We start from the raw sequence: 10,533 nt of genomic DNA on the forward strand, positions 1-10,533 counted from the left end.
AGGCCTACAGGTCTCCGACGATGAGTTTCAAGCGCTCAATATCAAACCCGGTAAGTTTCATGGCGATTGGAACTATACGCTTCTTCCTCGCTCTTAATCGGTAACTTAATTCTTGCCCATGCCTAACGAACTAATTCGCCCCCGGCCTGATGAGGCGATCGATTTCTTCGCAAAACGGTACAGCTACCTCCGGCAATTTGTCCCTGCTTTTCTTCAGACCCTCACGTTCCATACACAAGGCCCCGATGACACCGTGCTCCAAGCCGTCGCCGTGCTGCGCGAGCTCGATCAGACTCCAGCGCGGCGCTCAGTTCCGCTCACCGCACCGATGGCGTTGGTGACCGACGCGTGGCGTCCGTACATTCGCGAGCCCACCGGAGAGATTAGCCGCCGTTACTATGAGCTCTGTACCCTGTGGCAACTGCGCAGTGCGTTACGCTCAGGCAGCGTATGGGTCGAACATAGTCGCCGTTATGCCAACCCTGATACCTACTTGATTCCTCCTGCTGAGTGGCCCACTCGGCGGTCCGAAGTGACACGGCAAACTGGCACCCCCACTGAAGGGTGCCAGCGGCTGGACGAACGCGAAGCGGAACTCAAAGTCGCCATGACCCAGGTCGAGAAACTCTTGGCGGAGAAAGACGGGCCAGTACGCAGTGAGAATGGCGAACTGGTCCTGTCACCTCTGGCCGCTGATCCTCGCCCTGCCAGTGCCGACGCCCTTGAGGACCTGATCACCGCTCGGTTGCCACGGGTCGAACTCAGTGAGTTGCTGATTGAGGTCGATGCGTGGACGCATTTTTCTGAGCACTTTGTTCATGCTGCCGGGACGGAAACCGTGCGACCCAGCTTGTTACCCCAGCTCTACGCCAGCCTCTTAGCTCATGCCTGTAATTTTGGCTTGGAGCAGATGGCGCAGAGTACTGAGCTCTCGTACCGCCAACTGGCGTGGTGTACGACCTGGTATCTCCGTGAAGAAACCCTCAAAGCGGCTTTCTCCAGCTTGGTCAACTATCATCACCAGTTACCTTTGAGTCAAGTCTGGGGCTCTGGGATCTTGTCTTCTTCGGATGGTCAACGGTTTCCCGTGTCCGGCAAAAATCGCCACGCTCGTCCTTTTCCCCCGACGCTTGGCTATGGCCAGGGATTGACCTTTTATAGTTGGACCTCAGACCAACTCTCCCAGTATGGGACCAAACCAGTGATTATCACAGTACGTGATGCGACCTATGTCTTGGATGCCATTCTGGACAATGAAACCGAACTGGCCATCGTCGAACATACCACTGATACTGCCGGGGCAACCGAAATTATCTTTGCCCTGTTCGATCTCTTGGGCCTACGCTTTACCCCACGGCTGCGCGATATTGGGAGTCGGCGGCTCTATCGGTCCGGTACCCTTGACCTCTCCTGCTATCCCCATCTGCAGCCTCACCTGACGGGCCGTATCAACCGGCAGCAGATCTTGGAGTGGTGGGACGCCATGCTGCGGGTCGCTGGCTCTTTGAAGCTGGGGCATGTGACGGCTTCTCTGTTGGTGCAAAAACTGCAAGCCTATCCCCAGAAAAACGCGTTGGCCTTGGCGCTTCAGGAATATGGACGGTTAGTCAGGACGCTGCATGTGCTGCGGTGGTACGCCAACACCGACGATCGACGGCGCATCCTCCGCCAACTCAATAAGGGAGAGGCGCTCCACGATTTGCGGGCCTATCTGATGCTCGCCAACAAAGGTCAGCTGCGCCGCAACCGCGGGGAAGAGCTCATCCATCAAGCCAGTTGTCTCAATCTCGTCACCAATGCGGTCATCCTCTGGAATACGGTGTATATGGCGGCTGTGGTCGAGCAACTCAAACGCGAGGGCCACTTGGTGCAGGACAGTGATCTCGCCCGGATTTGGCCAACTCGCTATGGGCATGTCAATGTGTATGGTCGCTACCATTTCAATCTCGAAGAAGCGCAACGACGGATTGGCCTCCGCCCGTTACGAGACCCTCGTCGCCCTATTCCTTAGCGACCAAAATTGTTCCATTCCTATCGGAAAGCCGAATACCCGCCTCCTGCTCCGCGCTCATTGCGGCAAGGGCGCGCCTTTGTGTTTAGTGGGAAAACAGGCAAACTGATATTCATCCTTAATACGCCGCGCCCCATGCCCTCTGCCGCCTTTGGTTTCGCTGTAGCTGGAGCCGGGGACCTCAACGGTGACGGAACACCAGATTTGCTAGTCGGCGCTGCCAGCTATGAAGGGAGTGGCAAAATCTTTGTCTTTAGCGGGAAGGATGCCTCCCCATTGCATGTTCTCCAAGCGCCGCATCGACAAATTGGTGCTGGGTTTGGGTGGGCGGTCTCTGCTCTTCGTGATGGGACGGATGATCACGTCCCGGAAATTGTAGTGGGCGCATACGGAGAGGAAGGAACCGGCAGAGTCTTCGTTTTTGATGGACACTCAGGCAACCTGGTGCGTGTACTTGCTGCTCCACAGACGTCTGGGGGAGGAGCGTTTGGTTGGTCGGTCGCAGATGCCGGCGATCTCGATAAAGATGGCGCCTCTGACATTCTGGTTGGCGCACCGTACAGTGCAGGGGAGAAGACGCCGGTACAAGGCCGTGTGTATGCGTTCAGTGGCAAGACTGGCAAGCTTCTCCTGACCATGAATGATCCACGCCCCCATCCCGGCGCGGTCTTTGGCTGGCGCGTTGTTGCGGCTGGCGATACCAACAAGGATGGTATCCCTGACATTTTGGTTGGTGCCCCGTATAAAGACATTGCAGACATTCGTGCGCAAGGGGAAGCGTTCGTATTCAGTGGTGCTGATGGGGCACTGTTGTATACCTTGACGCATCCTGTACCAAAACCATACGGCTGTTTTGGGTACACACTGCTGCAAGGGCCAGATATCAATAGCGATGGAGTCCCAGAACTCCTAGTGAGTGCGCCGTTCCAGACAGTTGATCAGTTTCACATTCAAGGGGAGGTCTTTGTGTTTAATGGTCGTGATGGGCGACATCTGACGACCTTTGATGATCCGTATCCGTTTCAAGGTGCGGCGTTTGGCTATACGATGGCCGCACCTGGGGATGTGAACGGCGACAAATTCCCCGACTTCGCGTTCGGTGCTGCGGGGCAATTCGTCATGGACAAAATGGCGGTGGGACGCCTCTTCGTGACGCTCTCGCGGCAGTAGCGAAGGATCACTTCAGCCTTGTTCCTAGTCGTTTTGAACTCCTATTCTTCTTCTGCTCTTCACATGTCCGATAATGTCCTCGTATGTTAAATTTGAAAAACGGCGGATACGCCGCCTTCGATACCCAATCTGAAGTATTATTCACTACTAGTGATTGTTTTTCGATCGCGCGACCATCGGCACGGCTCACACACCTGCCGCATCGCGCGCACGTCAGTCTCCAGTATCTTCCCACTGAAACGGGCGCAATGCGGCAATTCTGCGACAATCTTTCGCGTTGCGCGTAATGACAGTGAACCCTAGCCGTGCCGCACTCATCGCAATGAGCGCATCATTGAATAACCGCACCTGCCCGACTTGCTCATAGCCATACCGCTTCCCCATCTCGGCCAATACCTGCCCCGCTAACCGCCAATCGCGTTGTTCGGGGACGACAACCCGCTTGAGCCGGAGGAATTGCTGTTCCATCTCCAAGAGCGGTCGTCGATCGCGCTGCTCCCGTGCGCCAACTAACAGCTCCGCGAGCACGACCGTACTCAACCACAATGGAGCAGAGTCTGCGGCACCTGTACGCTGCGCGCGCCGTGTCTGAAGGATGGAAAGATCTCCTTGCCGTAATGCGGCGATATACACTGAGGAGTCAAAGAGCAGGCCAGCCATGAGCGTCGCTACGCGTCGAGCCGACCAAACACATCCTGGATCTGAATGCCGCTGCGGATGAGCTTCTCGGTGGCTGCCCAGGCACGACGGTCCTTTTCCGCTTCGCTAATGACTAGTTCGAGCGCGCGTTCAATGGTTTCGGTTTCCGTTTTGGTGGCTAAGATTTTCTGCGCACGGGTGAGTTTCTGCTGATCCAGGATGAGGTGTTTATTGCGTTTGGTACTACTGGCAGTTTTCATAAGTGACTCCGAATGTACACATTAGCACCCAGTATGTACATCGACAAGTGACCCCAACCGAGATCAGCCTACTGACGTAGGTCCACTCGCTGTCGGCTCACAGCGTGTCACCTGCACCAGAACCAAAGCTGATCCCGTTGACGAATTGTCAGGCTGCCTGTGGTTTCATACATTTGACAAAGGCCGAACGGCGAGTCTTGGCGAGCGGAGTTCTAGCGAGCCACTCGCTCAGGCGGACGAAATTCAGTGCCGTCGCCGTGAAGATGTGTTGCAGATGCGTCTTCGTGCGACCCACATAGCGTGCGCGGCGTAAGCGGCCGCGGCGCACTCCTTGGGAGATCGTCCCTTCAATGCCAGACCGCTGGGCATAGGTGACCTAAAAGCCTTCGTTTCTTGCCGCTGACGGGCGTGTTGGAGCGCAGTGTATAGGAAAGCTGGTTACGAATCGTGATGGTTCGCCGATGGTCTCGAGCGGCGGTGCAGCGTGCCCGGCTAGGACACGGCTCGCAATCGCGCCGGGCGAACTTAATTTTGATCACTTCATTGTCGCCCCGATCACCCGCCGAGGTCCAACTCGGCCCGCGACCCCCAAAAGCGTAATTTCATGCCACGTTGCATAAGGATCTCTTACAAATCGAAGAGTGAACGACATAGCGAAAGTACGGCGAATGTTTGTACGATCTCAATGTGAGACTCGTTAGGATAACATTTGCCAGTGTGTACACGGCGGCTCCTGCTGGGGAACATGGAACTTTTCGTTCCTGTTAAAATCACTGCACGTGATGTGGCCCTTCGTTGTACGTGTGGGCGGCCAACCCCTGTTCCCGCCTTCGACCTCCATCTCCGCACGCCCCGCTTGTGGAAACAGCACTTCGCCACCACTCCGCTTCGCTCGGACCTTGATCGCGTCCGTCAATACGGACGCTCATTCACCGTTTCCCTGAGAGACACTATGGCTCGTGGCGTATGGCTCGCTCGTTGCACTCGCTCTAGAGCACATGGCTCGATCGCTCCGCTCGTTCTCTGGTAGAAGATTCTTGCCATCAGCTATGTGCCAGAGAGCGACCGCAGGGAGCGGGCGATAAGCCCTCTGCGCATTATTCTTCATTCGTTGGGGATCGACCACGGCACATCTGCCCACGTGGGATGTGTCCAGCCGTTGAGGTCGTAATGACTCATACACTCCTCGACCATGGCCTTGAAGTTGGCGTTGAGTCCCATCTGCTCCGCCGCCACGTACGTCTCGACACGATTCGCATCGTAGCCACCGGCAAAATTCCGCTCGTGCGCTTCGGTGCGGCCAGCAAACTCGGTGAAGAACATATCCCAAATGACGCGGAGCAATTTCACCCGCTCCTCTGCGGTGGCGCTTCCACCTTTCCAATACCGATCGAGCAATGGCCGGAGAGCGGGGTTCTTGAAGTCTTCCGCCGAGGAGGGAATCTGGATCACGTTGCCAGAGAGCACGTTCTGAAACAGCGTGCGTGCCCTCGTGAACATGTCCCCGTACATATTGCGCCATTGCATGGCATACCCAGTGTTGGGCAACAAATATCCGCCTGGGCCGGGCTGGGCCTCGGCCGCCATGGCCGTGGAGAGGGCCCAAATGTTGTGGCGCATGCCGATGAGCTCCCCGATCACCAGTTGAACGTCGCGGAAGCTTGACCGCTGCTGCATCTCCGTCGCCCGGAGTAACAGGCCACAGATGAAGTCGAACTTGACCGCAGTGCGCGTCGCGGCATGGAGAGCGAAGCGTTGGCCGAAGCCACGGGAGAAGAGGCCATTCACGATTGTGGGATTGCGGTACGCGATCACATCCTCCCAGGGAATGAGCACATCGTCAAGCACGATGCTGAGATCGGACTCGTCGAAGCGGCTGGAGAGTGGATAGTCGAAGGGCGAGCCGATCTTCTTGGCGAGGTGCTCGTACGAATAGCGCCCGATGAACTTGATCCCCGGCGCGTTGAAGGGCACGAAAAAGGCGAGCGCGAAATCCTCCTCGTTTGCGGTGAGTCCGCCAGCCGGAAGGTACTGGCTCATGTAGGTGACATTACTGAAGGCGGCCCCGGTGGACACCAGGCGCGCGCCGCGGACGACGATGCCGTCATCGCGCTCTTTGACGACGTGCATGTAGACATCGCGCTGCTCAGCGGGAGGTTTCGAGCGATCGCCGGCCGGATTGACCAGGCTCAGATTGACGAACATCACTTCGTCCGCGATCTTCTCGTACCAGCGCCACACGTTCGGTGCGTACTCGCCGTAGAAGTCCGCATCACCGGCTAACGATCCGACGAGCGCCGCCTTGTAGTCTGGTCCGCGCGAGAGGGTTCCCCAACTGAGGCGAGCCCACTCGGCAATGGCATCCCGAGCCTCGAATATATCCTGGTGGGTCCGGGCAAGTTTGTAGAATTTGTGTGATCGGGCGCCCCGCTCGGTGATAAAGGTCAACACGTCCTGCTTTGCCGGGTCATGGAGCGTGTCGTACATGCGAGCATACGAGCGCGCACTGCTGGCAAAGGCGGGATGCGTGGTCACATCCTTCACCAACTTGCCGTCGAAGTAGATGGCGCGTCCGTCCCGTAGTGATTCGAGAAATTGCTTGCCGGTTGGCGCCTCGCGCAGCACTGGTGGCTGCGTGTGGCTTCCGTGCTGTGGCGCAGGACCGTTCGCCTGCCGGTTTCCTAGTGGTGCCGCAGAAGAGGTATGTGTCGGTGTTTGTGACATGATCTTCTCCCTCTCACATTCAGCGAGCACGCTCGGCTACTCGTCTGAACGCAGCACTCATCGACTCCAGGCGGGCATCGAGGTTGGCAACCCTGGTCTTCAGCGCATTGACTTGGGCTTGGAGGTCAGAGGTCGCGACTCCTCCGTTGCCGAGTACCTCTGGTGGCTTCTCCACCGCGACGGCTCCCACCTGAGACGGGAGGAACTTCAGAGTGGCTTGGAAGTCTAATCCATACCGGCCTTGCAGCTCGATCCACAGCAGCGTCATGCGCTCAAGCGTGCGCGCATTCTTCAGTGCGCCGGCATCGATCGGACGGAGGCCACACGGACGCAGGAGCGTGTCGACCTGCGCCTTGGCGTCTGCGTAGTCAGACGCGAGGAACACATCGAGGTCAACCCCGTCGAGTTGGCCGGCAAACAACACCGGCGCAAACGTGGTATTGAACGCTTTCACTACGTGAGCTCCCTTGAGTCGGCGTTGTATCTCCTCAGCCGCGCTGGCGGTGGGATCGGTGACAAGATCATTAAATGTGTCGTTAAGGGGATTGCTGATGTCGATCACCACCTTCCCCCGCAGCACATCACTGAGTTCCACGGCCACCCGGGTCGACTCATGGTACCGAGTCGCCAGGACGACCATCTCACTCTCGACGGCAGCCGCGCCGGTCGCGACCGGCTGTACGAGGCCTGGGCCAAAGGCCGCAATCTCGCTGGCAACGCTCTTAAGCTTCTCGGCATCAGTGTCAGCGAGGTAGACGGTGTGCCCACCAGTAACGAGACGCCGAGCTATGGCGCGTCCCATGTTTCCAGCCCCGATCAGGCCGATTATTCGGTCTCTCCCGTTTGCGCGAACGCTCGGTCTCGCCTTCTCCATGGATCTATTCCTCCTCTGTATCGTGGTCGAGCAGTTTCCGACCGTCATGAACAGCACTCACACAGCAAGGTCCGAGCCATACGGCAGTTGGCTCGCCGCGTAGCACTCCCTCATTACTATTGAAAGGGAATTCAAGGATTCGGCGCACCCACCACAATAGTGTCGACCGAACTGAGTTGACAATTTGGTCGATGATCACATACAAACTTGACGTTTTCGTCACGTAGCAGTAGCGTGCGCTCCATGAGTATTCGTCAATCCGGCCCTCCCCCACGAGATATGGAGTACCTGCGTCGTCAGCTCCACTTCCGCCCCGAGGACGGGCGCATCTGGCTTGATGACCAGCGCATGGCGCTGATCCACGTCCGCTCGCTCGCCGCGCTCCGGAGGGAGCTCATCGACTCGCTCGGAGCCGATACCGCCCGTGGGCTGTTGACCCGTATGGGGTATGCCTCCGGCTCCCAGGACGCCGCTATGGTGCGTAAGGTTGGGAAGGATCGACCTCTATCGGAAGCGTTTCTCGCCGGCCCGTGGCTCCACATGATCGAGGGCCTCGTTATCGTCGAACCCCAATGCGTCGAGATCGACGTCGAGAAGGGGCATTTTTATGTCGAGGCCGTGTGGAAAGACTCCATTGAGGTTGAGTCTCACCTCCTGCACTATGGCCCGAGCGTCGAGCCGGTCTGCTGGATGCACCTCGGGCGCGCGATCGGGTGGACCACGACCCTTCTCGGCCGACCGATTCTCTACCGCGAAATGGAGTGCCGTGGAGCAGGCGGGGCGTGTTGTCGCATCATCGGGAAACCGCTTGAGGAGTGGGGCGATGATCTCGAGGATCTCCGCTACTTCCAGTCCGAACCATTTGTGAACCGTGGACCGTTTCAGGCGCGTACGCGCGAGTCAGCGGCGGTCTCCCCGACGCCGCGCAGGAACACGGTGAGTACGCCAGAGCAGCGGTCAGATGAGCTCGTGGGACTCTCCTCCGGGTTCAATGCGGCAACGCACCTCGTCCGCAAGGTCGCGAATACCAAGGCCACGGTCCTGTTCCTCGGGGAAACCGGCGTCGGCAAAGAAATCTTCGCGCGGAACCTCTATCAGGTGAGTGATCGTGCGGCAGGGCCGTTCATCACCGTCAGTTGCGCCGCGATCCCTGAGAACCTCCTCGAGTCCGAACTCTTTGGCGTTGAAAAAGGCGCCTTTACCGGCGCCGTCACCTCACGTCCCGGACGCTTCGAGCGTGCCAACGGGGGCACGCTGTTCCTGGACGAAATTGGCACGCTCACGCTGCAGGCGCAGGGAAAACTGTTACGTGTCCTGCAGATGGGTGAGATCGAGCGGGTCGGGGATACACGGACGCGCCGGGTCGATGTTCGCCTCGTCGCCGCAACGAATGAAGATCTCAAGCGCAGAGTCAAAGAAGGGAGCTTTCGCAGCGATCTCTTTTACCGATTGAACGTTTTCCCCATCCGTATCCCACCCTTGCGTGACCGGCGCGACGACATCCCACTCCTCATGCGCCACTTTCTCGCGAAGTTCACGCGGCTCCACGGCAAGCAGGTCGCGGGTTTTACTGAGCGGGCCATTCGCGCCCTGCTTGACTACGATTTTCCCGGCAACATCCGCGAGCTGGAGAACATGATCGAGCGTGCGGTCATTCTGTCCTCAGATGGTGCGCCGCTCGATGTCTTCGTTCTGTTCTCGGACACCGGATTGCCCGAGACGTCCGCCGCCATAATCGAGGGCGGGAGAGAGCCACACGCTCCCGCTGCGGACCTCGAACGCGTCGTCAAGGATACGGTCGGGAAGAAGCAATTCTCGCTCGATGCTCTTGAAACAGCCATCATGCATACCGCAGTAGAACAGGCCAAAGGAAACCTCTCCGCCGCCGCGAAGCTCGTTGGTCTCACACGCCGCCAACTCGCGTATCGTCTGAAAACCACGACGCGGGCCAGAGAGAAGGTCTGAATGCGACAATTGCTAACGAAGAACCCGTTCGAGGTTTGTTTCCGAGCTTCCCGGTGGCGTAGAGGCCAGTATTCATTATACTCTGCAGAGTATAAGTACGTTGCGTTGTCATACCCGCACCCCGTGAGCGCACACTGGCGGAGATAGGTAGATCGTCGCGCGCAGTGTGGCGATTCAATCTGACCTCGCAATGCTCAACTCTCACGCAAACGTCCGACAAGGGGCTCATACGTCCATTCCCATCGCCCTAACCGTTCGGTCTCATTTGTGCACTACACTTTCTGTGATCTTCCGTCAAAAAGGCACGTCTACGATGTGAGTACGCAGCCCTGTTAGCGCTCGTTGTGCACACTGCAAAACACGGAGCGAAAAATAATTTGAAGCTATCTCAAAACTCATTTAGGTCAGGAAAATAGCAGGTTCAAGTAGTACCGGATGAAGAAAACTCGCATGAAAGCACGATAGGTTTTTTGATCACGTTCCAGAAAGCGATCGCGGCGACGGGCATTATTGAGCCACGCAAAGGAGCGTTCGACTTTCCAGCGTAGCCGACAATACCGTTTGTGCTGCCCATCTTTGGGCGGACGCCCCAAGGGACCCGCGATATGATTTTTGCGGTATGGAGCAATGGGAATAATGCGACGAGCCCGCAGGGCACGACGCAACGGTTCGCTATCATAGCCCTTGTCTCCCCCAGGCTGGCCTGGTGCAAAGACGCCTCACGCTGCCTGTTGAAAGTGGACCTGCTTTTCTTCCGCTAGCGTGAGCTGGCGGAAGGCCTGTTGGCGTTGGGCCTGGAGCGACGGCCCCAGGTGCTGCTGGCACCACTGCCGGACTTGTGTGGTAGAAACCGTCGCCAGTGCGTCTCGAATCACTTCGGGTGTAGTGGA

At 57.8% G+C, this 10,533-nt stretch carries 9 protein-coding genes and 1 pseudogene; 3 read left to right on the plus strand and 7 right to left on the minus strand.

The window, feature by feature from the left end; all coding sequences use genetic code 11:
- Window positions 1–118: 118 nt before the first annotated feature.
- Both FJ147_24260 and FJ147_24265 read left to right on the plus strand, forming a co-directional pair.
- The gene (locus tag FJ147_24260) at window positions 119–2,011 is read left to right on the plus strand and encodes a Tn3 family transposase (GenBank protein ID MBM4259000.1); all 1,893 of its coding nucleotides are present in this window, start codon (window positions 119–121) and stop codon (window positions 2,009–2,011) included.
- Between the two features lie 81 nt (window positions 2,012–2,092).
- On the plus strand, window positions 2,093–3,181 hold the full coding sequence (locus FJ147_24265; GenBank protein ID MBM4259001.1) for a hypothetical protein: 1,089 nt from the start codon (window positions 2,093–2,095) through the stop codon (window positions 3,179–3,181).
- Between the two features lie 213 nt (window positions 3,182–3,394).
- Here the strand turns inward: FJ147_24265 and FJ147_24270 are convergent, their stop codons facing one another.
- The 6 genes from FJ147_24270 to FJ147_24295 form a co-directional block, all read right to left on the minus strand.
- Entirely contained in the window at window positions 3,395–3,841 is a 447-nt protein-coding gene (locus FJ147_24270) for a type II toxin-antitoxin system VapC family toxin (protein ID MBM4259002.1), read from the minus strand.
- An 8-nt stretch (window positions 3,842–3,849) separates the two neighbouring features.
- Window positions 3,850–4,080, minus strand: coding sequence for a hypothetical protein (locus tag FJ147_24275; GenBank protein MBM4259003.1), 231 nt, complete (start codon window positions 4,078–4,080; stop codon window positions 3,850–3,852).
- A gap of 148 nt (window positions 4,081–4,228) precedes the next feature.
- Window positions 4,229–4,432, minus strand: coding sequence for a hypothetical protein (locus FJ147_24280; protein ID MBM4259004.1), 204 nt, complete (start codon window positions 4,430–4,432; stop codon window positions 4,229–4,231).
- Entirely contained in the window at window positions 4,428–4,619 is a 192-nt protein-coding gene (locus tag FJ147_24285; GenBank protein MBM4259005.1) for a hypothetical protein, read from the minus strand. Before FJ147_24285 ends, FJ147_24280 begins: the two co-directional genes overlap by 5 nt.
- 565 nt (window positions 4,620–5,184) lie before the next feature.
- Window positions 5,185–6,804 carry a Pyoverdin chromophore biosynthetic protein pvcC gene (locus FJ147_24290; GenBank protein ID MBM4259006.1) on the minus strand — a complete coding sequence of 540 codons (1,620 nt, stop codon included), beginning with the start codon at window positions 6,802–6,804 and terminating at the stop codon, window positions 5,185–5,187.
- Between the two features lie 19 nt (window positions 6,805–6,823).
- Window positions 6,824–7,726, minus strand: a complete 903-nt coding sequence (locus FJ147_24295) for an NADPH-dependent F420 reductase (GenBank protein ID MBM4259007.1) — start codon at window positions 7,724–7,726, stop codon at window positions 6,824–6,826.
- A gap of 231 nt (window positions 7,727–7,957) precedes the next feature.
- On the opposite strand from FJ147_24295, the gene FJ147_24300 reads away from it, so the two are divergent.
- On the plus strand, window positions 7,958–9,643 hold the full coding sequence (locus tag FJ147_24300) for a sigma-54-dependent Fis family transcriptional regulator (GenBank protein ID MBM4259008.1): 1,686 nt from the start codon (window positions 7,958–7,960) through the stop codon (window positions 9,641–9,643).
- Window positions 9,644–10,047: 404 nt separating this feature from the next.
- Here FJ147_24300 and FJ147_24305 read toward each other — a convergent pair.
- A pseudogene (locus tag FJ147_24305) lies at window positions 10,048–10,335 on the minus strand (transposase).
- Window positions 10,336–10,533: the final 198 nt, after the last annotated feature.

The organism is Deltaproteobacteria bacterium (assembly GCA_016874775.1).
In the GTDB taxonomy this organism is placed as follows: Bacteria; Desulfobacterota; Binatia; order Bin18; family Bin18; genus VGTJ01.

Coding starts and splice junctions, on each gene's coding strand:
- FJ147_24275 (MBM4259003.1), bottom strand. CDS start 4,080: ATGAAAACTGCCAGTAGTACCAAACGCAATAAACACCTCATCCTGGAT.
- FJ147_24290 (MBM4259006.1), bottom strand. CDS start 6,804: ATGTCACAAACACCGACACATACCTCTTCTGCGGCACCACTAGGAAAC.
- FJ147_24260 (MBM4259000.1), top strand. CDS start 119: ATGCCTAACGAACTAATTCGCCCCCGGCCTGATGAGGCGATCGATTTC.
- FJ147_24270 (MBM4259002.1), bottom strand. CDS start 3,841: ATGGCTGGCCTGCTCTTTGACTCCTCAGTGTATATCGCCGCATTACGG.
- FJ147_24295 (MBM4259007.1), bottom strand. CDS start 7,726: ATGACGGTCGGAAACTGCTCGACCACGATACAGAGGAGGAATAGATCC.
- FJ147_24300 (MBM4259008.1), top strand. CDS start 7,958: ATGGAGTACCTGCGTCGTCAGCTCCACTTCCGCCCCGAGGACGGGCGC.